The sequence below is a fragment of the Variovorax beijingensis genome (assembly GCF_003951285.1).
GTDB lineage: Bacteria > Pseudomonadota > Gammaproteobacteria > Burkholderiales > Burkholderiaceae_C > Variovorax > Variovorax beijingensis.
On record NZ_RXFQ01000018.1, the window covers coordinates 12,808 to 35,484 of the forward strand.

The following is a 22,677-nucleotide window of genomic DNA, read 5'->3' on the forward strand; positions in this document are numbered from 1 at the left end:
TGCGTGTGTCTCCTGCGGAGCCTCGCGTCAGGCCGCCGGACCGGTGGCGATCGGCGCGCCGGGCTGCGCGCTCCATTCGCTCCACGAGCCGGGATACAGCGCCGCGCCCTTCAGGCCCGCGACTTCCATCGCCAGCAGGTTGTGGCAGGCGGTGACGCCCGAGCCGCATTGGTTCACCAGTTCCGTGGCGGGACGGCCGCCGGTGATAGCGTCGAACTCGGCGCGCAGCTGGCGTGAGGGCTTGAAGCGGCCGTCGGCAGCCAGGTTGTCCTTGAACAGGCGGTTCCTCGCGCCGGGAATGTGGCCGCCGACCGGGTCCATCGTTTCGTTCTCGCCGCGGAAGCGGTCGGGTGCGCGGGCATCGAGCACGAGCTTGTGCCCACCCTCGATGTTGGCGCGCACCTCTTCGTAGGACTGCGTCGTGACCAGTGGTTCGCGCAGCGCGAAGTTGCCATGCGGCCGCGCGGGCGGCGCCTCGGCCGACACCGCATGGCCCGCGGTTTTCCAGGCCGCGATGCCGCCGTCGAGCACGGCCACTGCGCGGTGCCCGGTCCAGCGCAGCATCCACCACAGGCGCGCGGCGTACATGCCGCCGGCGTTGTCGTACGCCACGACCTGGGTGTCGTTGCTCACGCCGAGCGCGGCCATGGTGCGCGCGAAGGCTTCGCGCGTGGGCAGCGGGTGGCGGCCGTTGCGGCCGGTCTTCTCGGCCGAGAGCGCGTGCTCCAGGTGCAGGTAGAGCGCGCCGGGAATGTGGCCCGCGTCGTAGGCCTGCTGGCCGGCGCCGAGGTTCGTCAGCTCGAAGCTGCAGTCCAGCACCAGTGGCGGATGCGCACTGCGGAGGGCCTCGGCCAGTTGCTCGGCAGAGATGAGGGTGTCGTGGGTCACGGGATTCATTGGGCGATTTCCTTCATCAGCGCAGGCGTGACCGCCGCCTTGTAGCGGGCGATGTCGTCGACGATGAAGCTGCGAAAGCGCTCCATCGGCAGGTCGTTCTCGGTGGCCGCGTCCTTGCGGATGGCCTCGCGCACCTCGGGCGTCGCCAGTGCGCGGCTGAGGTGGTCGGACAGCAGCTTGACCACCGCCTGCGGCGTGCCGGCGGGCGCCACCAGGCCGTACCACTGCGTCACCGGTACGTTCACGCCAAGCTCCTTGAAGGTCGGCACCTCGGGGATCGCCGGGTTGCGCTTCTCGCCGGTGATCGCGAGCAGCCGCAGCTGGCCCTGGCGCACCTGGCCGACCAGCGGCGAGGCGGTGGCAAAGAAGCTGTCGACCTGGCCGCCCATCATGTCGGTGATGGCCGGGCCCGATCCCTTGTAGGGCACGTGCAGCATCTCCACGCCGGCCTTCTGCTTGACCATCTCCATGCCGATGTGCGCGGCGCCGCCGGTGCCGGTGGAGGCGAAGCTCAGCTTCTGCGTCTTCGCGGCATCGAGCAGCTCGCGCGCCGTCCTGAAGCGCGAAGCCTGGCTGACGAACAGCCCGTGCGGTGCCTCCAGGATCAGCCCGATGGCGGCGAAGTCGTCCGGCACCTTGTAGGGAAGGCTCTGCGGCTTCATGGCGGGCGAGACCGCCAGGTTGCCGCTCATGGCCAGCAGGATCGTGTAGCCGTCGGGCTTGGCCTTGGCCACGATGTCGGCGGCGATGTTGCCGCCGGCGCCGGCGCGGTTGTCGACCACCACGGTCTGCCCGAGCGTCTTGCCCATGGCGTTGGCGATCAGCCGTCCGTACAGGTCGCCGCCGCCGCCGGGCGGAAAACCGACCACGAGCTTGACGGGCTGCTCGGGGTAGGCGGCGTGCGCGGCGGGTGCGGCCAGGATCAGCAGGCCGATGGCCGCTGATGCGCAGGCGGCGAGGGCACGCAGATGGTGGCGGATCGGGGCGATGGTGTGCTGCATGTCATGTCTCCTGTCTGTATTTGTTCGTGAAGCGGGAGCTGCCGTGCTGCGCACTCCCGCGGGGTCGTCATTCAGCCGAGCCAGGCCGCCTGCGCGGCCACGACACGGTCCACCGAGGCGCCGCACTGGCCCAGATAGGCCGCGGGGTCCGTCATGTCGCGGATCTCGTCGTCGGCGAGCAGCTGGCCGAGGCCCGCGTGCTGGCGCATGGCATCGGCGAAGCTCAGCCTCTGCGTGATGCCGTGCATCGAGGCCTCGTAGATCCATTCGTGCGCGGTCTGCTTGCCGACGCGCTCCGACAGTTCCAGCATCACGCGTTCCGACAGCAGGTAGCCGCGCATGCGGTCGAGGTTGGCGGCCATCGCGTCGGCATTCACCTTCAGGCCCGCGAGCAGGTTCCTGGCCTGGAACAGCATGGCGCCGGCGATCAGGCAGCACTCGGGCAGCGCCTTCCATTCCATCTTCCAGGCGATGCCGTCGCGCTCGCCCTCCTGCACCATGCCCTCGACCATCATCGCGGCGTTGTAGCGCAGCGGGCGCGAGAGGCCGGCCAGGTTCTCGGCCGAAGTCGGGTTGCGCTTGTGCGGCATGGTGGACGAGCCCAGCTTGCCTTCGGAGAAACCTTCCTCGACCTCGCCGAACTCGTTGCGCTGCATGTTGAAGAGCTCGTTGCCGATCTTCGACAGCGTGCTGCCCAGCATGGCGAGCAGGCCCGTGTATTCGGTGAAGCGGTCGCGCGCCGGTGCCCAGCTGATCGTGGGCACGCCCAGGCCGAGCTTCTTCAGCATCAGCGCTTCGAGCTCGATCGCCTTCGGGCCCAGCGAGGCCTGGCTGCCCACGGCGCCGGCCAGCATGCCGACCAGCACGCGCGGTGCGGCCTGCACCAGGCGTTCGTGGTGGCGGCCGAGCTCGTCGAGCCACACGGCGCACTTGTGGCCGAAGGTGATCGGCAGCGCCTGCACGCCGTGCGTGCGGCCCGCCATGGGCGTGTCGCGGTGGGCCACGGCCAGGCGCGCGAGCTCCTTGGCCACGGCCTGCAGGTCGCGCATCGCCACGGCATGGAATTCCTTGAGCTGCAGCGCCACGCCGGTGTCGACCACGTCCTGCGTGGTGGCGCCGTAGTGCACCCATTCGCCGTTTTCCTTGGAGCAGGCGGCCTGCAATTGCTTGAGCGCCGGCACCAGCGAATGCTTGATGCGGCGGATCTCGGCCGACATCGCGGCGATGTCGATGTGCTCGACCTTGGCCTTGCTCGCGATCTCCTTCGCGGCGGCGGCCGGGATGAGGCCCAGCTCGGCCTGCGCGGACGCCAGCGCGGCCTCGAAGTCGAGCCACTTCTGGATGCGGTTCTCCTCGCCGAAGATGGTGCGCAGTTCATCGGTGCCCCAGAGGTGCTGGAGCGATTGCATGTCGAAGACGGAAACGGGCATGGAGGTCCTGGTGAGTTAGCGGGAGGAGGGAAGGGCGTCCAGCAGCGCGCGCGGCAGCATGCGGCCCGGATTGAAGGTGTTGGCCGGGTCCAGCGCGCGCTTGATCTGCGCCATGGCGGCCAGCGCGACCGGGTTCTTGTAGTGCATGAAGGCTGCCTGCTTCTGCCGCCCGATGCCGTGCTCCGCGGAGATGGAGCCGCCCAGGCGCGCGGCGGTCGCATGCACGACGCCGTGCACCGCCTCCTCGTGCGAGCGGAAATCGGCATCGGCCATGCCGGCGGGCTTGCCCTGGTTGTAGTGCAGGTTGCCGTCGCCCACGTGGCCGAAGCAGACGATGCGGATGCCGGGCATCAGCTGCTGCAGCGCCGCGCCGGCCTCGTCGATGAAATCGGGAATGCGCGAGATGGCGACGGCGACGTCGTGCTTGATCGACGGGCCTTCGAGCCGCTGGGCCTCGGGGATGTGCTCGCGCAGCGCCCAGAAGGCATGGGCCTGGCTCTCGGACGCGGCGAGCGCGGCATCCGGCACCAGGCCGTCTTCCATCGCCGCGCCCAGCACCTCCTCCACCGCGGGCCGCAGGTCCAGGCTCGCGGAAACCTCCGACACGTCGAGCAGCACCGACCAGGGGCTCGCGCCGCCGAGCGGCGCGCGCATGCCGGGCGTGCCATGCCGCAGCACCAGGCCGAGCGGCTCCTTGCCGATCAGCTCGAAGGCGGTCACGCGCTCGCCCACCGCATCGGTCAGGCGCGACAGCAGTTCCACCGCGGCCTGCGGGTCGCGCACCGCGGCCCAGGCCGTGACCACCTGGCGCGGCCTTGAAAAGAGCTTGAAGGTGGCGGCCGTCACGATGCCCAGCGTGCCTTCGCCGCCGATGAAGAGCTGCTTCAGGTCGTAGCCGGTGTTGTCCTTGCGCAGCGCGCCCAGCAGGTCGAGCACGCGGCCGTCGGCCAGCACCACCTCCAGGCCCAGCACCAGCTCGCGCGTGTTGCCGTAGCGCAGCACCTGCTCGCCGCCCGCGTTGGTCGAGACCACGCCGCCCACCGTGGCGCTGCCTTCGGAGGCCAGCGAGAGCGGGAACAGGCGGCCCGCCGCCTCGGCCGCGGCCTGCGCCTCGAGCACGGTGCAGCCGGCCTCGAGCGTGAGCGTGTTGTCCAGCGGCTCCGCGCGGCGCACGGCGCGCATGCGGTCGAGGCTCAGCACGATCTCGGTCCCCGAGTCGTCGGGCGTGGAGCCGCCAACCAGTCCCGTGTTGCCGCCCTGCGGCACGATGGCCACGCCCGCGGCCGCGCAGGCGGCGACCACGCGCGACACCTCATCGGTGCTGGCCGGGCGCACCACGGCGCGCGCGCTGCCGGGATAGGTGCGGCGCCACTCGGCCTCGTAGCGGGCCATGTCGGCGGCGGCCGTCAGCACGTGGGCAGCACCCACGATGCCGGACAGCGTCTGGGCGAGCGCGTCGGTGGCCGGGGCGGCGGAAATGTCGATGGTCGCGGTCATGCAGAAGGCGGGTGGGCTTCTCGGCAAGCTGGCACGAGAGCAGGGATGTCTCTTTGTCGATTTGCAGTATTTCATTCATTGAAATACAGTTCAATAAACAAAATTCTAGGTGGGCGTGCACCGCACTGTCAACCGGGCCGGTCCCGACGCGGCAATCGCACACAATCTGCACCCATGAGATCTACCCCAGCTTCGAAGAAGACATCGGACGCGGTCCCGGCCCGCAAGACGGCGCGGCGCGCATCGGACGCGGCCTCGCCCGCCAAGGCGCCGGCCCCCGAGGTGGAGGCCAGCGCGCCGCAGCCGCCCTCCGGCGTGCTCGAGCGCGGCCTGTCGATCCTCGAATGCTTCACCGAAGACCGGCTGCGCATGAAGTTGCGCGAGCTGGCCGACTGCACGGGCCTGGACAAGGCCACGCTGCTGCGGCTGCTCGGCGTGCTGGTGCGCGCGCGCATGGTCCACCGCTTCGACGACGGCGCCTACGCGCCCGGCCCGGCGCTGCTGCACATGGGCATGCTCTACCGGCGCACCTTCGACATCGGCACGCGGCTGCAGCCGGTGCTGCAGGACGTGATGCGGCAGACCGGCGAGACGGTGGCCTTCTACGTGCGCGACGGCGACGAGCGCGTCTGCCTCTACCGCGAGAACAGCAGCAACGAGGTGCGCCACCATGTGGAAGTGGGCGCGCGGCTCAAGCTCTCGGCCGGCGGCTCGTCCTCGCACGTGCTGCGCTATTTCACGGGCGGCAGCACGCCGCATGCGGAGGCCATTGCGCGCGACGGTTTCGCCATCACGCGCGAGGAGCGGGTGCCGCAGATCGCATCGGTGGCGGTGCCGGTGTTCGACAGCGACGGCGCCTTCCAGGGCGCGCTGGTGGTGATCGGCCTCGCACAGCGGCAGAGCGCCACGGCCCAGCGCAAGGCCGTGCAGGTGGCGCAGAAGGCGCTGGTGCAGCAGGGCTTCAGCAGCCGTCCGCCGCGCGACTGGCGCCGGTAGCGCGCGCAGGCCGGGGGCAATTCACAGCCGGTCGACGGGAATCTTCAGGTAGGCGGTGCCGTTGGCATCGGGCGGCGGCATGCGGCCCGCGCGCATGTTGACCTGCACCGCCGGCAGCATCAGCGCCGGCAGCGCCAGCGTGGCGTCGCGCGCCTGGCGGCGTGCAACGAAGTCGGCCTCGGGCACGCCGTCGCGCACGTGGATGTTGCCCGCGCGCTGCGCGGCCACCGTGGTGCTGCAGGCGGCCTCGCGATCCGCGGGCGGGTAGTCGTGGCACAGGTACAGCATGGTCTCGGGCGGCAGGGCGAGCAGGCGGCGGATCGAATGGAACAGGGTGGGCGCATCGCCGCCCGGGAAGTCGCAGCGGGCGGTGCCCAGGTCGGGCATGAACAGGGTGTCGCCGACGAACACCGCGTCCGGGCCGCCCGCCGGGTCGGCGATGCGGTAGGCCAGGTCCGCCGGCGTGTGGCCGGGCACATGCAGCGCCTGCGCCTGCAGCCGGCCGATGGCGAAGGCCTCGCCATCGGCGAACAGCCGGTTGAACTGCGAACCGTCCACCGCCATGTCGCCTGCATTGAAGATGCCGCGGAATTCACGCTGCACGTCGGTGATGCCCGCACCGATCGCCAGCGTGCCGCCGAAGCGCTGCTGCAGCCAGGGCGCGCCGGACAGGTGGTCCGCATGCGCATGCGTCTCCAGCAGCCATTGCACCCGCAGGCCCTCGGCCTCGATGTGCGCGGCCACGGCCTCGGCCGGACGCGCATCGGTGCGGCCGGAACGCGCGTCGAAGCCCAGCACCGGGTCGACCACCGCGCAGACGCCGGCGCCGTCGTCGATCACATGGGAGAACGTGGCGGTGGCTGCATCGAAGAAGGAACGGATGGAAAGGCGCATCGGGCAAACTCCTCGCAAGTCGCGGTCATTTTATATAATGATATAAATTTCATTCAATAAAATGAGACTGCAGTGAGCTCGACGCCTGTTTCCGCGACCTTGCCCGAATCCACGCTGGTGGCGCATCTGTTCCATCAGGCAGCGCAGCCACTGACGGCCGCCACGCGCGCACGGCTCGCGCAGGCGCTGCTGGACTGGTTCACGGCCGGCTGGTCGGCCAAGGACGTGCCCGCGGCTGGCGTGCTGCGCGAGCTGGGACAGGCGTTGATGCCAGGTGCGGGCGAGGCGGCGCTGTTCGGTGGCAGATCTTCACGCACCACGCCGCTGGCAGCCGGCTTCGCCAATGCAGGCATCGCGCATCTTCGCGAGATCGACGACGCGCACCGCGCGGCGATGCTGCATCCGGGCGTGGTCGCCATCACGCCGGTGCTCGCACTGGCGTCCTCATGCGGGCTGACGCGCGAACGCGCCGCGCGCGCCATCGTGGCCGGCTACGAAGTCGCGCTGCGCCTGGGCGAAGCGCTGGGCGCGCGCCACGCGGGCCTGTTCCACGCCACCGCCACGGCCGGGGCCGTGGGCGCGGCCGCCGCGGCCGGCATGGCGCTGGGGCTCGATGCGCCGCGGCTGCACCATGCGCTGGGCATCGCCGCGACGCAGGCGGCCGGCCTCTGGCAGCTGGTGGACGATGACGCGCACGAATCCAAGTCGCTGCATCCCGCGTTCGCGGTGCGCAACGGCATGACGGCAGCGTTTGCCGCGCGTGCCGGCCTGCCCGGGGCGCGCGCCTTCTTCACCGGACAGCGCGGCATGTACGCCGCGCTGGCCGGCGACGGACCATCGGCCGCGCTCGATGGCGCGCTGGAGGCGCCTGAGCGGCTGCACACCACCACCATCAAGGCCTGGCCGGCCTGCGCGATGCTGTTCACGCCGCTCGATGCGACATGCGCATTGATCGAGGAACACCGCATCGGCGCCGCCGACGTGCAGGCGATGGAGATCGAGATCTTCCCGCATGCGCTCAAGATCGCGGGCGTGCAGTGGCCCGCCAAGCCGGCCGAGGCCAGCTTCTGCCTGCGCTACGTGCTCGCGGTGCTGCTGGAGAAGGGCGGCGTGCTCGACATCGCCGACACCGAGGCACCCGATCTCGGCAACCCGCGCCTGCGCGCCCTGGCCGCACGCATGCAGGTGCTGCCGAACGAGGAGTTCCAGCAAGCCTTCCCGCAGCGCCGCCCGAGCCGCGTGACCATCAGGCTGCGCGATGGAAGGCAGATCAGCGCCTACCGCGATCTGCGCCGCGGCGACCCCGAGGACCCGTACACCTGGCAAGGCTTGCAACAGCGCATGCGCACCTTCGTGCCCGCCATGGACCATGCGCAGGCTGCCTTACTGGCCACGTGGTGCGAGGGATTCACGGATGCGGCGCAGGATGCATTGCCCTGCGCGCCGGCCGGTGGGTTGTTCGGTGCGACCTAGCGTTGCCCTGGTCAAAACAACCTTTGGGGCGCTTCCTTCGAAGCGCCTTTTTTGGTCAAAGAGGACTGCGGGACAAGAATCCCCGCTCATGACGGAAGCACGAGCGCGCCGCGGTTCTCATCCAGAAGCGACCTCATCGGCATCGCCTTCGGCCCGACACGGATCGTGTGACCTCGTTCGGGCCGTCGTGCCGTAGATGACGGGGCTTCTTTGCGCCTCCGTTTTCCGGGTGAGAGAGTTCGCGTCGACGAGACCGTCGGCCGCCCGTTTCACCTCTCAGGACCGCCTGGTGAGGAATTCCCGCACCCTCTCTGCCTGATCGCCCACGACAGCGACCGCATTTCGCAGTTCTTGCTCGCTCACACCGAGCGCGTGGGTCCAGTCTTTGACCTCCCGCGCCTCATTGAGGTTGATGCGACCGCGGCCCTGGACGCTCACATTGGTCTTGTCGTCCGCCATGTTGTCTTGTTCCTTGAGCCAATCTGCGGGATCGGGCTGCCAGCGCCGCTCCTCGGCGGACAACTCCTGAATCAACTGCAACCGGGTAATTGGCCGTTCCATGCAGGCAATTGGCGCATCTTGCTGACAGCCTCCTTGTAGGAAGGTGGGATGCTTGGTGACGATCACTCACCTACAAGACATGGCGCCCGGAGGACTGAAGCCAGCGAATGCAGACGGGGCGTCGCGTCCAGCTTCACTTTGTGCTGAAGTTTCCTCGACCTCCCCAGCCCCAAGCACCTATAGTGATCGCCGAGCCTCCGAAGCACGAGCTGCTGGCCTGTCCTGCCGCTTTCGTGCCTGACCCAGGAGGTTTTATGCACCGATTCCTTCTCAACAATCGCGACGAACTGATCGCGAGGTGCAAGGCGAAAGTCGCATTCCCGCAAGCCAGGCCACGGTAGTGCCCGGCACCTACGCCGACGCTATCGTCGTGACCGTCACCTTCTGAGTGGGACCTTTGGCCTGGCACGGACCGCGTGAACTTCGTTCGGCGCCGGTTCGCGGCGTAGTGCGGGTGCTGCCGTGAAGAATAGCGCCATAGCGCCGCGGCTTCCCGGGTCTGAGCTACCTGGCTTGATCTTGCTCAAGCACCTGCCGCTCCATCGGTGCATCCTCTTGCCTGCATGCCCAGACCCGTTCCGCACCTCTTCCGCAACGACCCTGCCGCGCTGCCTTCGGACGAGCGCGCCGAATCCTTTGCGGCCACCGTGTCGACCTTGGCACCCGCTGCCAGGATCGAGCAGCTCAACCGCGAGTGCTTCTGTCTCAGCCTCGACCGGGACGCGCTCGCACGCGCACTCGACGCCGAGCTGGGGCAGCCGGGCCTGTCCGAGCTGGTGCGCGAACGCTGCCCGTTCATGTTCGCGGCCCAGCCGGTGTTCGTTGCCGCGCCGCGGATACGGCGCATGGCGCAGGTGGTGCGGGCCGTCGAGTCGGTGGTGGCGCTGCCGGCCTACCGCGAGCAGACGCTGGCCGCTGCTCCCGCGATTGCCCGCCTGGGCAACACAGGCCCGCGCGGCGTGTTCTTCGGCTACGACTTCCATCTCGAGCAGGACCGCCTCGGCCTTATCGAGATCAACACCAACGCCGGCGGAGCCATGCTCAACGCGGTGCTGGCGCGCGCCCAGCGCGCCTGCTGCGAGGCGATGGATTCGATGGCGCCCACGCAGGCCGGTGCGGACGCCTTCGAGCAGCGCATCGTCGACATGTTCCGCCGGGAATGGCGGCTTGCGGGCCGCTCGCGGCCGCTGGCCAGCATCGCCATCGTGGACACGGCGCCGCCGGAGCAATACCTCTACGCGGAGTTCCTGCTGTTCCAGCAGCTCTTCGAGCGGCACGGCCTGCGCGCCGTCATTGCCGACCCGTCGGCCCTCGAATGGCGAAACGGTGCGCTATGGCATGGCGACGTGGCCATCGACCTGGTCTACAACCGCCTGACAGACTTCTATCTCGAGCAGCCGGAAAGCGCCGCCCTGCGCGAGGCGTACGTGCATCAGGGCGTCGTGCTGACGCCGCATCCGCAAGCCCATGCGCTGTACGCCGACAAGCGACAACTGGCCCTCTTCAGTGATGGCGTGCGGCTGCAGGCGCTGGGTGTGCCCGAAGCCACCCGGCAGGTGCTGCTGGACGCGGTTCCGCACACCGAGGTCGTGAATGCGGCCGATGCCGAGCGCCTGTGGGCCGCACGCCGCGGGCTTTTCTTCAAGCCCGTCGCCGGCTTTGGCGGCCGCGCCGCCTACCGCGGCGACAAGCTCACGCGGCGGGTGTGGCAGGAGATCCTCGCTGGCGACTACGTGGCGCAGGCCATCGTGCCGCCGGGCGAACGCCTGATCGACGGGGACGCCGCCCATGCCATGAAGTTCGACCTGCGCGCCTACGCTTACGACGGCGATGCGCAGTGGGTGGCGGCGCGCATGTACCAGGGGCAGACCACCAACTTCCGCACGCCCGGTGGTGGCTTCGCGCCGGTGTACAGCACGGTCGATGCGTCGGGCCGCGCACTGCGCCATGCGGCTGGCGACCATGCCTCGTATGTGTTCCTGCTCGACGAGGCCGGCGGCGTGCACGCGGTCCCGCATGCGCTGTACGTGGCGCTCGCGCGGCGCGAAGCCGCGGCGCCCGCATGGGCCGGCCAGAAGCTGCGCCTGGCCGACTGGTACGTGCGGCTGAAGGACGGCGAGCCCGACGTCATCGTCAACGAGACCTATGGCCTGGCCCATGTCGACGCGCACGGCCACATCGAGTCGGTGGGCGCCCCCGCCGATGCCGGCTGGCCGACGGTGGAGGAACGGGAACGCATGCATGCCATGCTTTTCGAGGCGGCCGAGGCGCTGCGCGATGCGTGACCGGCCCGATCTTTCGCCGGCCCGCACCGAACGCCGCTGCAGCGGGATGGTTGGCCGATGCATGCTCGCCGTGGCCGCGGCGCTGCTCGCTGCCTGTACGTCGCTTGCTCTCGACGTGCCGCGCGTGCCGTCCCATGCGTTCGACCAGCCCCTGCTGACATCGCTTGGCCGCACCTACTTCCCGCAACTCGCGTCGGCACCGGGCCAATCGGGGTTTCATCTGCTGGTCTCCGGACCGGAAGCGTTTGCTGCCCGCGGCGCTCTCGCCGAAGCGGCGGAGCGAAGCCTCGACCTGCAGTACTACAGCGTCGCCGACGATTCGACGGCGACCCTTTTGCTGGACGGCGCGATACGGGCCGCGCAGCGGGGCGTTCGCGTGCGGCTGCTGGTGGACGACCTGAATGTGGGCGATCGCGAATCTCGCCTGGCCATCCTCGCTGCCCATCCGAACATGGAGGTGAGGTTGTTCAACCCGTTCTCGCAGCGCGGCAGTTTCGGCCTGGCGCAGGTGCTCGAACTGCTCGGCGACGGCGAGCGCCTGAATCGGCGAATGCACAACAAGCTGTGGATCGCCGACGGCGCCGTGGCCGTGATGGGTGGCCGCAACCTGGGCAATGCCTATTTCAATGTGTCCCAGGAGCGCGACTTTGCCGATCTCGACGTGCTGGCCGCCGGTCCCGTGGTGGCCGACGTGTCACGCAGCTTCGACCGGTACTGGAACAGCCGCGGGGCGGTGCCGATTGCTGCGATCGCCGGCCCTGCGCCGTCCCCGGCGGAGCTTCGGCAGGCGCGGGCCGGCATCGCCGCGCAGGCTGCGGATTTCCGGGAGAGCGGCTATGTGCGCTCGCTGCGCAAGACAGCATTCGGGGCCCTTGTTCGCACCGGGCAGGTGCCGCTGGTCGTCGCACCCGCCGAGGCCCTGTCCGACGTGCCTGTGGATCCGTTCGCCGGTTCGCTCGAGACCACCAGCGCGATCTTCCCGGTGCTGCGAAAGGCGGTCGAAAAAGCCAGGCATGAAGTGATTCTGGTGTCGCCCTATCTGGTTCCGGGTGCAACCGGCGTGCAGGTGCTTTGCGCTCTGGCCCGCCGCGGCGTGCGAGTGCGGATCCTCACCAACTCACTGGCCTCGACCGATGTGCCGGTGGTGCATGCCGGATACGCGCGCTATCGCCCGCAGATGCTTGCATGCGGCGTGGCACTGTATGAGCTGCGGCCTGGCGGACCCGGCGCCAGGAGCCCGCGCCTGGGGCTGTCGTCGGGCGCCAGCCTTCATGCCAAGGCCGTCGTCGTCGATGGCGAGGCGGTGTTCATCGGGTCGATGAACCTCGATCCGCGCTCCAGCAAGATCAACACCGAGGTGGCGCTGCGGATCGAGAGCCAGGAGCTCGGGCGGCAGCTGACCGTGCTGTTCGGCGAGGCCACCACGCTCGACCAGGTCTTCGAGGTCGAACTCGACGAGCCCGGCAACGCCGCTTCGTCGCTGCATTGGCAGTCCCTGGAAGACGATCGGCCGGTGCGCTATTCGAGCGACCCGCTCGCGAGCGCATGGCGCGTCTGGATGGCCCGCTTTCTGGGGGAACTGGCGCCGGAAGCGCTGCTGTAGCGTGCCCCTGCCGGTGGATCGACCTCAGTGTCCGCTGGCTTGGCGTGCGTGCGAAGCCTTGAACAGATTCGGGACGAACCGAGGCGTGGCCTTCGCGTATTCGCGCCAGGCCTCGCCGAAGGCCTGCTCGGAATCATGCTCCTCCGAGATGGCCAACCGCACGTACATCACCAACAGCACGGGGAACATTCCGAGCGTCAGCATCGTGGGCCACTGAAGGAGGAAACCGAACATGATGGCCACGAAGCCGATGTACTGGGGATGTCGAACCAGCCGGTAGGGGCCTGCCTTGGCCAGTTCGTGCCGTCGCTGGGCGTGGTACAGCACGTGCCACGCCTTGGACAGCAGCATGAACCCGGCAAAGATGAAGACGAAGCTCAGGATGTGCAGCGCGCCGAAGTGCGGATTGCCATGCCGGCCCGTGACGAGCCACCACAGATGGCCGGTGTCGTGCTCGAGCAGGTTGACGCCCGGAAACTTCGTGCCGAGCCAGCCGGAGAGCAGGTAGATGGTCAGCGGGAAGCCGTACATCTCCGCGAACAGGGCCACGATGAAGGCGCCGTACGCACCGAAGCTGCGCCAGTCCCGCAGGTTCGCCGGTTTGAAGAAGCTGTATGCGAACCCCACGAAGATGACGGAGTTCAGGAGCACCAGGCCCCAGAGGCCGTAGTCACTCGGCGCGCCGCTCATGGTCGTTCCTCGGGGGCTGTCCGTGTGGGTGCCCATGGCCGCCGTGGCCATGGCCGTGGTGCATGAAGATGTGCATCAATGGACAGGCCAGGATGATCAGGTAGGGCAGGGCGCCGAACAGGTGTGCAGTGTGCTCGGTGACGAGGTAGAAGCCGCCGACCGCGGCGGCCGCGAGCAGCGTCAGGCCCGCGGGGGAGCGCCAGAACGGCGGCGACTCGGAATGATCGTGGTCCATGGGGCGTGCTCCTTTGGTTGCCGGACCCCCTGTCGTTGCACGAGCGTCGCACGTATTTGGGCGCGTGGCTTGATGTGCGTCAATCCAGCCCGGCCCCATCGCGCCAGGATTTGGAGTGCATCAGGAGAACCTCATGAGCACGACATCGCTTCCAGTCCGGAACCCGGACTCCGCTCCCAGGGCTCTGCGCACGGGGATGGCCTTGGCCATGACCGTTGCGCTCTTCTACACGCTGTGCGCAGTGGTCTGGCTGGCAGTGCCCGGCGCATTCCTGAACTTCATGAACGGCCTGTTCCACGGCATGGACTTCAGCGCGCTCATGCGACCTGCACCGTTTTCCTGGGCCGGCTTCCTCGAAGCGATGGTCGTGTTGAGCGTCTGGGCGTTTCTCGCGGGCTCGTTCTTTGGGTGGCTGCGCTGGCGTCTTGGCCGCTGAGTCCCTCTTCGGGCTGGCGACCCGGTTCCGTGACGGACAGTGACACGCCGGCGGGTCGAGGCCTCGCTGTTCCACACGATCAGCGAGTTTGTTCTCAGGGGCGTGGACGGGGCCGCGCGTGCCACGAGGCGAACATGGTCCGCCTCGTGTTGCGAAATGCGGGCCGCACGCGCGCGCTCCAGGCTGTGGCGCGCACGGCCAGCCACTCGGGGCTGCCCAGGGCTTGGGGATCCGCGAGGTCGTAGCAGGCGTAGTAGCGCGGCGATCCGGCGAGGTCGATGTAGCGCGCGGCCCGGACGGTCCCCGGCACGGCGGCGAGGCCGGGCAGATGCTCCCGCGCATACCAGGCGTTGAGCTCGTCCTCGAAGCCGGGCAGCACGTCCGTCTCCACGACGTAGTGGTGCGTTGCGACGCGGCCGGCCGACGCACCCGGCACCTCCTGCAGGCAGGCGAGCCGCCGCCATTCGCCGGCAGCACCTTCTTCGGCAGGCGGCGTGGAGCTCGACACGTAGAAGTAAGCCAGCGCCCCCTCCACGGCCTGCCACGATCGCGCTTCGCGCAGCCACGGACCTGCCAGCGGGCCCGCCACGGATGCGTCGTGCTTGAGAAGCCAGAGGTCTTGCATTTCAGGGGACCTCGTTCAATGCGCGACATTCAGCGCGACAAGCAGGCGCGAGACCATGTTGTAGGCCGCCACGGTCGCCACCACTTCCACCACGCCCTTGGGGTCGAAGTGCTGCTGGACGCGGCCCATGAGTTCGTCCGGCACCACGATCTGGCGGGTCATGGCATCGGTCAGCTCCAGCACCAGGCGCTCGAGCGGCGCGAACACGCCGGACAGCACGTCCTGGCGCACCGCGTCGATCTTCCCGGCGCTCACGCCCGCCTTCTGCGCATGGGGCACGTGCGCGTCGTACTCGAAGCTTGCGCCGTTGAGCACCGCGACCCGCAGGATCATCAGTTCGCGCAGGTCGGCAGGGACGCCGGTCTGGTTGCGCACCGCCGTGAGCATGCGTTCCCAGCCCGATGCGATCGGCCCGCTGTTCAGCAGCACCTGGTAGAGCAGCGACACGCGGCCGCGCTCGGCCATGATGCGGGACTCGACCTCGGCCAGCTCCGGATGGGTGCCGGGCTGCACGAGGGGAACGCGGATGGATGGGGTGATGGTCGTCGTCATCATTCGGCCCTGATGTTCTTGGCGCGGATCAGTTTCGCCCACTTCTCGGTGTCGCGCTTCTGGATGGCTGCGAGTTCCTGCGGGGTGGAGCCGACCGGCTCCGTGCCGGTCTTCAGCAGCTTCTCGCGCACCGCCGGATCGGCCAGCGTGCTGCGCAGGGCCTTGTTGATGGCCGCGACGGTCTCGGGCGGCGTCTTCGCAGGCGCGAACAGCGCATACCAGTTGTTGGTGTCGACGCCCCTGATGCCTTGCTCTTCCAGTGTCTTGACGTCGGGCAGCGAAGGATGCCGCTTGACCGACGCCACGCCGAGCGCCTTGAGCCGTCCGCCCTGCAGGTGCCCGAGCAGCCCCGGCACATCGCCGAAGAAGCCGCTGATCTGGCCGCCCATCAGGTCCGTGATGGCGGGAGCGGCGCCCTTGTAGGGCACATGAAGCAGCTTGGCGCCGCTCGAGTCGGCCAATTGCTCGATCGCCAGGTGCGGAATGCTCCCGGTGCCGGAGGAGCCCATCGGCGTGGGCTCGGCCTGCTTCTTCGTTGCCGCCACGAACTCGGCCGCGTCCCGGGCCGGGTTGCCCTGCTGCGCCACCAGCAGCTCGACGTTGTTGACCACCAGCGAGACCGGCACGAAGTCGCGCTGCATGTCGTAGGGGAGTTTCTCGTAGAGCGAGGAGTTGATCGCCGCCGCACCCACGCTGGTGAACCACAGCGTGCTGCCGTCCGGGGCCGATTTCATGACATCGACGGCGCCGATCGCGCCATTGGCGCCCGGCTTGTTGTCGATGATGACCGTGCGGCCCAGTTCCTTGCCGAGCGGTTCGGACAGGGTCCGTGCAACCGCGTCGACGGGGCCGCCCGAAGTGAAGGAAACGACGATCCGCGTCGTCTTCGGCTGTGCGTGCACGGCGGGCATCAGCAGCGCGGCGAATGCGGCCGCGAGCAGGTAGCGCTTGATCATGGATGTCTCCGTCTTCTTGTATGGATTCTCGAATTTCAGTCGCAGCGCGCGGTCATGCCGCCGTCGACGATCAGTTCGGTGCCGGTGATGAACCGGGCCTCGTCGCTCGCGAGGAACAGCACCGCGCTTGCCGTGTCGCGGCCGTCGCCCATGAAACCGAGCGGAATGCGCTTCTGGCGCTGGGCCAGCAGGGCGTCCACGTTGCCGCCGGCGCGCTGCTTCGCCAGCCGCGTCTCGACCATCGGCGTGTGCAGCTGCCCCGGCACGACGCTGTTGACCCGCACGCCCTGCGCCGCATGCTGGACCGCCATCACCCGCGACATCTGGATGACGCCGGCCTTGGTTGCCGCGTAGGCCACCTGCGCACTGCCGGTCCAGCGCAGGCCCGAGGTCGAGGAGATGTTGACGATCGCCCCCGCGCCCTTCGCAAGCATCGTGGGAAGCACATGCTTGCAGGTGAGGAACACGCTCTTGAGGTTCACGTCGACCTGCAGGTTCCATGTCTCCTCGGCCAGTTCCACCGGTCCGCCCGCGGCCGACCCGCCCACGTTGTTGACGAGGATGTCGATGGTTCCGTAGGTTTCCAGGCAGGCGGCCGCCATGGCCGCGACGCTCTCGCTGCCCGTGACGTCGCACAGCCACGGCGTGATCGATGCGCGGGCCTCGCCGGCCAGCTCGAGCGTTTCCTCGAGCCGGGCGCGGTCGCGGTCCACCGCCAGCACCCTGGCGCCTTCCTCGGCAAGGCGCACGGCAATCGCGCGGCCATTCCCCCAGCCGGCACCGACGCAGCCGGCACCGGTCACGATGGCCACCTTGTTCTCGAAGCGCGGGCTCATGGCTGGTCTCCAAATCGGTAAAGGCGTTGCGGGTTGCCGACCAGCAGTGCATGGCGCGCGGACTCGCCCGGGGCCATCTCGGCAATGAGGTCGACGAGCTGCTGCTCGTCGGGCACGGGGCCTGCATGGTTGGGATGCGGCCAGTCGTTGCCCCACACCACCCGGTCACCGAATTCCGCGACCAGCTTCCGCGCGAAGGGCTGGGCATCCGCATAGGGCGGTCCTTGCCGCGTGATGCGGTCCATGCCGCTCACCTTGACCCAGAAGCGCTCGTGCGCCATCAGCCCGAGCAGCGCGCGGAAGTCGGGCTGGTCCAGGCCCTGCGACGCATCGATGCGCCCGATGTGGTCGATCACCACCGGCGTCGGCGAACGGCGCAGCGCGGGCGCCAGGTCCGTGAGCAGGGCCGGATCGCCGTGGATCTGCAGATGCCAGCCGAGCGGCGCAAAGCGGCCCGCGAGCGACAGCACCTCCTCGATGGGGGTGTGCCGGCCAAGGTGGCCCATGAAGTTGAACCGGACGCCGCGAAAGCCCGCGGCATCCAGGCGCCGGAGTTCCGCGTCGCCGACGTGGGTCGGCAGCAGCGCGATGCCGCGGTAGCTCGAAGGCCGCGATGCGACGGCATCCTCGGCGGCGCGGTTGTCGAAGCCGTGGCAGGCCGATTGCACGACCACGCAGCGCTGCAGGCCGAGCCGGTCGTTCAGCGCGTAGAGGGCTTCCTTCGGCGCGTCGGCCTCGGGAACGAAGCTGGCGCCGTCGGCGTAGGGAAAGCGCGTGCGGGGCCCGAACACATGGCAATGGGCATTGCAGGCTCCGGGGGGGAGGGTGGAAGTCATGCATGCAGTTTCCCGGCCGCGCGCGGCGTATGTAAGGACACCCTTCCTATATCAGCTATGCTGCCTGGCTATGGAACTTCGCCAGCTTCAGTATTTCGTCGCGGTGGTCGATGCGGGGAGCTTCAGCCGCGCGGCCGTGGTGCTCGACCTGGCGCAGCCCAGCCTGAGCAGGCAGATCGCGCTGCTGGAGGCGGACCTCGGGCAACGGCTGCTGGTGAGAACCGGGCGCGGCGTGGCCACCACGGATGCGGGGGATGCCCTGCTGGTCCATGCGCGCGCCATGCTCGAGATTTCCCGCCGCGCGCGCGACGAACTGGGCGAGATGGAGGAAAGCCCTGGCGGCCGGATCGTGGTCGGCATGCCGCCGCGGGTGGCCCTGGGCTTGAGCGCGCCCCTCATCCGGCGGTTCAGGCAGAGGTTTCCACGCGCCGTCATCACCGTGCTCGAAGGCCTGAGCGTCGCGCTGCGCGAATCGCTCGTCGCCGGGCGGCTGGACCTGGCGCTGCTCTTCGATCCCGCACCCTCGGCCCAGCTTTCGTTCCAGCCGCTGATGCGCGAGAAGCTCCTGCTGGTGGCGCCGCCCAGGAGCAAGCTGCCGGCCCGCGTCGGCTTGCCGGCGCTCGCCAGCTACCCCATGGTGCTGCCCAGTGCGCCGAACGCGATCCGGCATCTGCTCGACTCGGTGCTGGGTCCGCGCCGCATCGAGCTCCAGGTGCTCGCGGAGGTCGGTGCGGTGCGCACCGTCCTGGCGCTTGTCGCGACCGGCGTCGGGTGCACGATCCTTCCGGAGAGCGCATTGGGCGCCGACGACGACGAGGCACTGCCGCGCGCGCCGATCGGGCCGCCCGCCATCTGGAATGCGCTGGTCCTCGCGACGCCCACGGCGCGCCCGGCCACCCGGCTCGTGCGCGGCACGGCGCAGCTTCTCCAGGAACTGGATTTCCGGCGCCCCCACGTCGAATAGCCAACAGGCATAGCTGGTATAGGAACGGGCCGCTTACGGGCTGAGACGGCCCCGCCGAGACTCCCGGCCATGCCCACCGACGCCCCTCCCCATCCCGCCAGGCGCGAGCCGCCGGCAAGCAAGCTGCTCTCGTACCGGCCCCGAGATTCGAACGGGACGGTGCAGATCGAGTTCCACGACCAGGGCGCAGGCCCGGTCATCTGCATCCTGCCTTCGCTCGCGCGCTCGGGGAGGGACTACGACGTGGTCGCGAAGCTGCTGTGCGAGGCCGGCTTCCGTGTGCTGCGGCCCGAGCCGAGGGGCGTCGGCCGCAGCCGCGGGCCGATGGAGAACCTCGACATGCACGATTTCGCGGCCGACGTGGCCGCCGTTCTCGACCACGAGCACACCGGGCCCGTCGTCATCGTCGGCCATGCCTGGGGCAGCCAGCCGGCGCGTGCGCTGGCCGCCGATCGTCCGGACCTGGTGCGCGGCATCGTCATGGCCGCGGCGTCGGCGGGGAAGCTTCCGCCGGGCTCCACCGAGAAGCCGTACAGCCGCCTGCGCGACGCGATCGACGGCGCCGGGGATCCGTCCCTGTCGCAGGCCGAACGCCTCGCGTGCCTGCGCAAGGCCTTCTTCGCGCCGGGGCACGACCCCAGTGTGTGGCTCGACGGCTGGTTTCCGGCCGCGCACGAAGCGCAGGGCCGCGCGCGCGAGAACACGCCGATCGACGACTATTTCTCGGGTGGAAAGACGGCGCCGATCCTGGACCTGCAGGCCGAGCACGACGCCGTGGTCATCCCCAACGTCATGCAGCCCCTGTTGGGCGAGCGGCGGGTCACGGTCCGGGTCATCCGCGACGCGGGGCACGCGATGGCGCCCGAGCAGCCGCAAGCCATGAGCGCGGCGATCGCCGAGTTCGCGCGCGGCCTCTAGAAATCTACAAAAACCCAAGGAGACACAACGTGCTGAAGAAGATCATCTCGCTGTCCAGATTCGCGCTGCTGGGCGCTGCCGTCGCCGGCGCCCAACTCAGCAGTGCGGACGACTATCCGAGCAAGCCCATCCGGATGGTCATTCCCTACACGCCGGGAGGCTCGATCGACACCGTGGGCCGCATGGTGGCCGACCAGCTGCAGCGGCAGCTGGGCCAGCCCATCATCATCGAGAACACGCCCGGCGCCTCCGGGGTGCTCGGGTCGCTGAACGTCAGGAAGGCCAAGGCCGATGGCTACACCTTGCTGTTCAATGCATCGAGCCAGGTGTACCTGCCGCTCGTGCTGGCCAGGAAGAGCTATGACGCGGAGAAGGACTTCACCCCGGTAGGGCAGATCGGCTACGTGCCGCTGGTGGTGGCGGTCAACAACGATGTTCCGGCGAAGAACCTGGCCGAATTCGCGGCGCTGGCCAAGGCGAACCCCGACAAGTACACCTGGGCGACTTCGGGCCTCGGGACCACGAGCCATCTCAGCGAGGAAATGATCAATCGCGCGCTGAAGCTCAAGATGGAGATCATTGCGTACAAGGGCGCCGTGCCGCAGCTGACCGACGTCGTCGGCGGGCACGTCTCGGCGGCGGTGTCTCCGATGCCCGGCGTCCACCCCTTCGTGCAGGCCGGCCGCCTGCGCGCACTGGCTGTCACGAGCAAGACGCGGGTGCCCGGCATGCCCGAGGTTCCGACGGTCGCGGAAAGCGGCATCCCGGGCTTCGAGCTTCTCTCGTGGTACGGCATCTGGGGGCCCGCCGACATGCCTGCGGCCGTGACCGACCGCCTGAACGCGGAGATTGCCAAGGCCGTCGACGCGCCGGCGCTCAAGGCGAGGTTTGCCGAGCTGTCCTTCATTCCGGCCAGGTCGGATCCCGCGCAGTTTCGCCAGCTGATCCGCGAGGACCTGTCGAAGATCGGCAAGGCGGTCAAGGAAGCCAACATCCGGATCGACTTCTAGCCGGCGCGCGAGGGTGGCGGCTCGGCTGCGAGCAGCACCGCCCTTGCCCTGTCGCGCAGGGCCAGCAGCGGCCCTTTCAATTCCGCTTCGGTGTCCTGGATGCTGGCCGCCGTGGTGACGCTGACATTGAAGACATAGATGGGCCGCTGCGCCATGACAAGCGGCGCCGCCATGGCGACGACTTCCGGCTGCCATGACGCCACGCAATAGCCGCGCCGTTCGACACTCGAGATCGCGGCCCTGATCTCGTCGCGTATCCGGCCCCATTCGGAACGCCGACCCGCCCTGAACCTTGCCAGCAGCGCACGGCGCTCTTCCTGCGGCGCCACGGCCAGGTAGGCCCTGCCGAGCGAGGTGAGCTCCATCGGCACGCGCTGGCCCGCGACCACGTTGCGCAGTGCGACTTTCCGGTTGTAGCGCACGGACTCCAGGTAGACCATCTCGTCGCGGTCCGGCGCGGCCAGGCCGACGTTGATGCGCATCTTTTCCGCCAGCGCCCGCATCAGCGGCGCCACCGCGTTCAGCACGGGCGAGCCCGAGCGCATGGCGTGGCCCAGGCTCAGCACCGGCGCTGCCAGCCGGTAGGCCCGTCGGCTGCGGTCGTGTTCGAGCAGGCCCGTCTCGACCAGCGTTTGCGCGAGGCGGCTGACCGTCGCGCGCGAGAGGCCGGTGCGCTCCGCGATCTCGCCGTTGCCCAGCAGGTCGGCACCGGGCCGGAAGGCCCTCAGGATCTCGATGCCCCGGGCCAGCGATCGGTTCAGCAGCGGGTCTTCGTGGTGCTGGCGCCGTGGCGCGGGGTCGGCAGGAGCGTGCATGGAGTGTGGGGAGGTGTGCCGGCAAAGCCTATCCCAAATTCCAGCCAATGGAAATATGGGGATGCGCGGCGGGGCCCGTGTCCCTAAGCTTGGACCCGTCGACGAGAAGAGCCGCCGCGCCGCCCTCGATGCCTGCTTTCTCACATTCCCTTTTGACGGAGACAAACCATGCAGAACCCCATGACGCTGGCACGCGCCAGGCATGCCATCCTTCTTTCGCTGGCCTGCGCGGTCGGCGGACTCGTTGCGATGCCGGCGCGCGCCGCGTTTCCCGACAAGCCGATCAAGCTCGTGGTGCCGTTCGCACCCGGCGGCGGCACCGACCTGGTGGCCCGCACCATGGCCATCACGATGGGGCAGGAACTGGGACAGCCCGTGATCATCGACAACAAGCCCGGCGCGGGCACGATCATCGGCACGGACGCGGTGGCCAAGAGCGCACCCGATGGCTACACGATGGTGATGGCAACCGTGGCGCATGTCGTGAACCCGAGCATCCAGCCCAAGCTTCCGTACAACCACGACAAGGCCTTTTCGCCGGTCATGCTGGTGGGCATTTCGCCGAACGTGCTGGTGGTTCGCGCCGACAGCCCGCTCAAGTCGGTGAAGGACCTGATCGACGCAGCCAGGGCCAACCCGGGCAAGCTGTCCTTCGCGTCGCAGGGCGCGGGCACCTCGGCCCACCTGGCCGGCGAGCTCTTCAAGAACCTGACCAAGACCCAGCTCACCCACATCCCCTACCGCGGTGCCGGCCCCGCCATCACCGACCTGCTGGGCGGACAGGTCGACGTGATGTTCGCGACGGCCGCGGCGGTGGGCAGCTTCGTCGAAAGCGGCAAGCTGCGTGCGCTGGCCGTGACGACCGCCACGCGGTCCGCAGCCCACTCGCTGGCGAAGGTGCCGACGATCGCGGAGAGCGGCGTGCCGGGCTATGTCGCCGACAGCTGGTATGGCCTGTACGCGCCCGCCGGCACCCCGGCCGACGCGATTGCGCGCCTGAATGCCGCGGCGAAGAAGGCCGTGCAGACGGATGCCTTCCGCAAGCGGGTGGAGTCCGAGGGCCTCGTGATCAACGGCGGCTCGCCGCAGGACTTCGACAGGTACGCCAAGGGTGAGGAGGCGCGCTGGCGCAAGGTGGTCAAGGAAAACAACATCACGGCCGAATGA

23 protein-coding genes are annotated in these 22,677 nt (G+C 69.0%); 9 read left to right on the forward strand and 14 right to left on the reverse strand.

Annotation, left to right across the window (positions count from 1 at the left end; all coding sequences use genetic code 11):
* Nucleotides 1-27 precede the first annotated feature (27 nt).
* The 4 genes from EJO66_RS25235 to EJO66_RS25250 form a co-directional block, all read right to left on the reverse strand.
* The gene (locus tag EJO66_RS25235; protein ID WP_125966435.1) at nt 28-897 is read right to left on the reverse strand and encodes a sulfurtransferase; all 870 of its coding nucleotides are present in this window, start codon (nt 895-897) and stop codon (nt 28-30) included.
* Nucleotides 894-1,898 (reverse strand): Bug family tripartite tricarboxylate transporter substrate binding protein, encoded by a 1,005-nt coding sequence (locus EJO66_RS25240; protein ID WP_125966436.1) that lies wholly within the window; start codon nt 1,896-1,898, stop codon nt 894-896. The genes EJO66_RS25235 and EJO66_RS25240 overlap by 4 nt, the downstream gene beginning before the upstream one ends.
* Before the next feature lie 71 nt (nt 1,899-1,969).
* Entirely contained in the window at nt 1,970-3,328 is a 1,359-nt protein-coding gene (purB, locus tag EJO66_RS25245) for an adenylosuccinate lyase (protein ID WP_124960611.1), read from the reverse strand.
* Between the two features lie 15 nt (nt 3,329-3,343).
* Nucleotides 3,344-4,825, reverse strand: coding sequence for an FAD-binding oxidoreductase (locus EJO66_RS25250; RefSeq protein ID WP_125966437.1), 1,482 nt, complete (start codon nt 4,823-4,825; stop codon nt 3,344-3,346).
* 174 nt (nt 4,826-4,999) lie between these two features.
* Here EJO66_RS25250 and EJO66_RS25255 point away from each other — a divergent pair, with 174 nt between their 5' ends.
* Nucleotides 5,000-5,821, forward strand: coding sequence for an IclR family transcriptional regulator (locus tag EJO66_RS25255; RefSeq protein WP_240648748.1), 822 nt, complete (start codon nt 5,000-5,002; stop codon nt 5,819-5,821).
* A 21-nt stretch (nt 5,822-5,842) separates the two neighbouring features.
* On the opposite strand, the gene EJO66_RS25260 is transcribed toward EJO66_RS25255, so the two are convergent.
* On the reverse strand, nt 5,843-6,715 hold the full coding sequence (locus EJO66_RS25260; RefSeq protein WP_125966438.1) for an MBL fold metallo-hydrolase: 873 nt from the start codon (nt 6,713-6,715) through the stop codon (nt 5,843-5,845).
* Nucleotides 6,716-6,787: 72 nt separating this feature from the next.
* Between EJO66_RS25260 and EJO66_RS25265 the strand changes: the two genes are divergently transcribed.
* A complete protein-coding gene (locus EJO66_RS25265; protein WP_125966439.1) occupies nt 6,788-8,188 on the forward strand; it encodes an MmgE/PrpD family protein in 1,401 nt (466 codons plus the stop codon).
* A gap of 276 nt (nt 8,189-8,464) precedes the next feature.
* Here the strand turns inward: EJO66_RS25265 and EJO66_RS33090 are convergent, their stop codons facing one another.
* Nucleotides 8,465-8,815, reverse strand: coding sequence for a DUF3606 domain-containing protein (locus tag EJO66_RS33090; protein ID WP_240648751.1), 351 nt, complete (start codon nt 8,813-8,815; stop codon nt 8,465-8,467).
* Nucleotides 8,816-9,312: 497 nt separating this feature from the next.
* On the opposite strand from EJO66_RS33090, the gene EJO66_RS25275 reads away from it, so the two are divergent.
* Together EJO66_RS25275 and EJO66_RS25280 are read left to right on the forward strand one after the other, a co-directional pair.
* On the forward strand, nt 9,313-11,034 hold the full coding sequence (locus EJO66_RS25275; RefSeq protein ID WP_240648757.1) for a hypothetical protein: 1,722 nt from the start codon (nt 9,313-9,315) through the stop codon (nt 11,032-11,034).
* The gene (locus tag EJO66_RS25280; protein ID WP_164547898.1) at nt 11,027-12,637 is read left to right on the forward strand and encodes a phospholipase D family protein; all 1,611 of its coding nucleotides are present in this window, start codon (nt 11,027-11,029) and stop codon (nt 12,635-12,637) included. The genes EJO66_RS25275 and EJO66_RS25280 overlap by 8 nt, the downstream gene beginning before the upstream one ends.
* Before the next feature lie 24 nt (nt 12,638-12,661).
* Here the strand turns inward: EJO66_RS25280 and EJO66_RS25285 are convergent, their stop codons facing one another.
* Both EJO66_RS25285 and EJO66_RS25290 read right to left on the reverse strand, forming a co-directional pair.
* On the reverse strand, nt 12,662-13,327 hold the full coding sequence (locus EJO66_RS25285; protein WP_125966441.1) for a methyltransferase family protein: 666 nt from the start codon (nt 13,325-13,327) through the stop codon (nt 12,662-12,664).
* On the reverse strand, nt 13,308-13,562 hold the full coding sequence (locus tag EJO66_RS25290) for a DUF2933 domain-containing protein (protein WP_125966442.1): 255 nt from the start codon (nt 13,560-13,562) through the stop codon (nt 13,308-13,310). The genes EJO66_RS25285 and EJO66_RS25290 overlap by 20 nt, the downstream gene beginning before the upstream one ends.
* 133 nt (nt 13,563-13,695) lie before the next feature.
* On the opposite strand from EJO66_RS25290, the gene EJO66_RS25295 reads away from it, so the two are divergent.
* Entirely contained in the window at nt 13,696-13,998 is a 303-nt protein-coding gene (locus EJO66_RS25295; protein ID WP_125966443.1) for a DUF5676 family membrane protein, read from the forward strand.
* A gap of 94 nt (nt 13,999-14,092) precedes the next feature.
* Here EJO66_RS25295 and EJO66_RS25300 read toward each other — a convergent pair whose 3' ends face one another.
* The 5 genes from EJO66_RS25300 to EJO66_RS25320 are packed head-to-tail and all read right to left on the reverse strand — an operon-like array spanning nt 14,093 to nt 17,803.
* Nucleotides 14,093-14,623 carry a DUF4286 family protein gene (locus tag EJO66_RS25300; protein ID WP_125966444.1) on the reverse strand — a complete coding sequence of 177 codons (531 nt, stop codon included), beginning with the start codon at nt 14,621-14,623 and terminating at the stop codon, nt 14,093-14,095.
* 15 nt (nt 14,624-14,638) lie between these two features.
* Nucleotides 14,639-15,178: a carboxymuconolactone decarboxylase family protein gene (locus EJO66_RS25305; protein ID WP_240648761.1), complete on the reverse strand. Its 540-nt coding sequence runs from the start codon at nt 15,176-15,178 to the stop codon at nt 14,639-14,641.
* On the reverse strand, nt 15,175-16,131 hold the full coding sequence (locus EJO66_RS25310) for a Bug family tripartite tricarboxylate transporter substrate binding protein (protein WP_125966445.1): 957 nt from the start codon (nt 16,129-16,131) through the stop codon (nt 15,175-15,177). Before EJO66_RS25310 ends, EJO66_RS25305 begins: the two co-directional genes overlap by 4 nt.
* A gap of 35 nt (nt 16,132-16,166) precedes the next feature.
* On the reverse strand, nt 16,167-16,967 hold the full coding sequence (locus EJO66_RS25315) for an SDR family NAD(P)-dependent oxidoreductase (RefSeq protein ID WP_125966446.1): 801 nt from the start codon (nt 16,965-16,967) through the stop codon (nt 16,167-16,169).
* On the reverse strand, nt 16,964-17,803 hold the full coding sequence (locus EJO66_RS25320; RefSeq protein WP_125966447.1) for an amidohydrolase family protein: 840 nt from the start codon (nt 17,801-17,803) through the stop codon (nt 16,964-16,966). Before EJO66_RS25320 ends, EJO66_RS25315 begins: the two co-directional genes overlap by 4 nt.
* A 70-nt stretch (nt 17,804-17,873) precedes the next feature.
* On the opposite strand from EJO66_RS25320, the gene EJO66_RS25325 reads away from it, so the two are divergent.
* From EJO66_RS25325 to EJO66_RS25335, 3 genes are all read left to right on the forward strand, one after another.
* Entirely contained in the window at nt 17,874-18,767 is an 894-nt protein-coding gene (locus EJO66_RS25325) for a LysR substrate-binding domain-containing protein (RefSeq protein ID WP_125966448.1), read from the forward strand.
* A gap of 69 nt (nt 18,768-18,836) precedes the next feature.
* Nucleotides 18,837-19,685 (forward strand): alpha/beta fold hydrolase, encoded by an 849-nt coding sequence (locus EJO66_RS25330; protein ID WP_125966449.1) that lies wholly within the window; start codon nt 18,837-18,839, stop codon nt 19,683-19,685.
* A 29-nt stretch (nt 19,686-19,714) separates the two neighbouring features.
* Nucleotides 19,715-20,695 carry a Bug family tripartite tricarboxylate transporter substrate binding protein gene (locus EJO66_RS25335; protein ID WP_240648763.1) on the forward strand — a complete coding sequence of 327 codons (981 nt, stop codon included), beginning with the start codon at nt 19,715-19,717 and terminating at the stop codon, nt 20,693-20,695.
* Here the strand turns inward: EJO66_RS25335 and EJO66_RS25340 are convergent.
* Nucleotides 20,692-21,510 carry an IclR family transcriptional regulator gene (locus tag EJO66_RS25340; RefSeq protein ID WP_125966450.1) on the reverse strand — a complete coding sequence of 273 codons (819 nt, stop codon included), beginning with the start codon at nt 21,508-21,510 and terminating at the stop codon, nt 20,692-20,694. The two genes, EJO66_RS25335 and EJO66_RS25340, sit on opposite strands and share 4 nt — an antisense overlap.
* 168 nt (nt 21,511-21,678) lie before the next feature.
* On the opposite strand from EJO66_RS25340, the gene EJO66_RS25345 reads away from it, so the two are divergent.
* A complete protein-coding gene (locus EJO66_RS25345; RefSeq protein ID WP_125966451.1) occupies nt 21,679-22,677 on the forward strand; it encodes a Bug family tripartite tricarboxylate transporter substrate binding protein in 999 nt (332 codons plus the stop codon).

What these genes read in the sequence shown, in the direction of transcription:
- EJO66_RS25320 (WP_125966447.1), bottom strand. Translation starts at nt 17,803, where the DNA reads ATGACTTCCACCCTCCCCCCCGGAGCCTGCAATGCCCATTGCCATGTG.
- EJO66_RS25345 (WP_125966451.1), top strand. Translation starts at nt 21,679, where the DNA reads ATGCAGAACCCCATGACGCTGGCACGCGCCAGGCATGCCATCCTTCTT.
- EJO66_RS25325 (WP_125966448.1), top strand. Translation starts at nt 17,874, where the DNA reads ATGGAACTTCGCCAGCTTCAGTATTTCGTCGCGGTGGTCGATGCGGGG.
- EJO66_RS25240 (WP_125966436.1), bottom strand. Translation starts at nt 1,898, where the DNA reads ATGCAGCACACCATCGCCCCGATCCGCCACCATCTGCGTGCCCTCGCC.
- EJO66_RS25300 (WP_125966444.1), bottom strand. Translation starts at nt 14,623, where the DNA reads ATGCAAGACCTCTGGCTTCTCAAGCACGACGCATCCGTGGCGGGCCCG.
- EJO66_RS25250 (WP_125966437.1), bottom strand. Translation starts at nt 4,825, where the DNA reads ATGACCGCGACCATCGACATTTCCGCCGCCCCGGCCACCGACGCGCTC.
- EJO66_RS25310 (WP_125966445.1), bottom strand. Translation starts at nt 16,131, where the DNA reads ATGATCAAGCGCTACCTGCTCGCGGCCGCATTCGCCGCGCTGCTGATG.
- purB (WP_124960611.1), bottom strand. Translation starts at nt 3,328, where the DNA reads ATGCCCGTTTCCGTCTTCGACATGCAATCGCTCCAGCACCTCTGGGGC.
- EJO66_RS25330 (WP_125966449.1), top strand. Translation starts at nt 18,837, where the DNA reads ATGCCCACCGACGCCCCTCCCCATCCCGCCAGGCGCGAGCCGCCGGCA.
- EJO66_RS25290 (WP_125966442.1), bottom strand. Translation starts at nt 13,562, where the DNA reads ATGGACCACGATCATTCCGAGTCGCCGCCGTTCTGGCGCTCCCCCGCG.
- EJO66_RS25280 (WP_164547898.1), top strand. Translation starts at nt 11,027, where the DNA reads ATGCGTGACCGGCCCGATCTTTCGCCGGCCCGCACCGAACGCCGCTGC.
- EJO66_RS25275 (WP_240648757.1), top strand. Translation starts at nt 9,313, where the DNA reads ATGCCCAGACCCGTTCCGCACCTCTTCCGCAACGACCCTGCCGCGCTG.
- EJO66_RS25235 (WP_125966435.1), bottom strand. Translation starts at nt 897, where the DNA reads ATGAATCCCGTGACCCACGACACCCTCATCTCTGCCGAGCAACTGGCC.
- EJO66_RS25255 (WP_240648748.1), top strand. Translation starts at nt 5,000, where the DNA reads ATGAGATCTACCCCAGCTTCGAAGAAGACATCGGACGCGGTCCCGGCC.
- EJO66_RS25295 (WP_125966443.1), top strand. Translation starts at nt 13,696, where the DNA reads ATGAGCACGACATCGCTTCCAGTCCGGAACCCGGACTCCGCTCCCAGG.
- EJO66_RS25285 (WP_125966441.1), bottom strand. Translation starts at nt 13,327, where the DNA reads ATGAGCGGCGCGCCGAGTGACTACGGCCTCTGGGGCCTGGTGCTCCTG.
- EJO66_RS25305 (WP_240648761.1), bottom strand. Translation starts at nt 15,178, where the DNA reads ATGATGACGACGACCATCACCCCATCCATCCGCGTTCCCCTCGTGCAG.
- EJO66_RS25315 (WP_125966446.1), bottom strand. Translation starts at nt 16,967, where the DNA reads ATGAGCCCGCGCTTCGAGAACAAGGTGGCCATCGTGACCGGTGCCGGC.
- EJO66_RS25260 (WP_125966438.1), bottom strand. Translation starts at nt 6,715, where the DNA reads ATGCGCCTTTCCATCCGTTCCTTCTTCGATGCAGCCACCGCCACGTTC.
- EJO66_RS25340 (WP_125966450.1), bottom strand. Translation starts at nt 21,510, where the DNA reads ATGCACGCTCCTGCCGACCCCGCGCCACGGCGCCAGCACCACGAAGAC.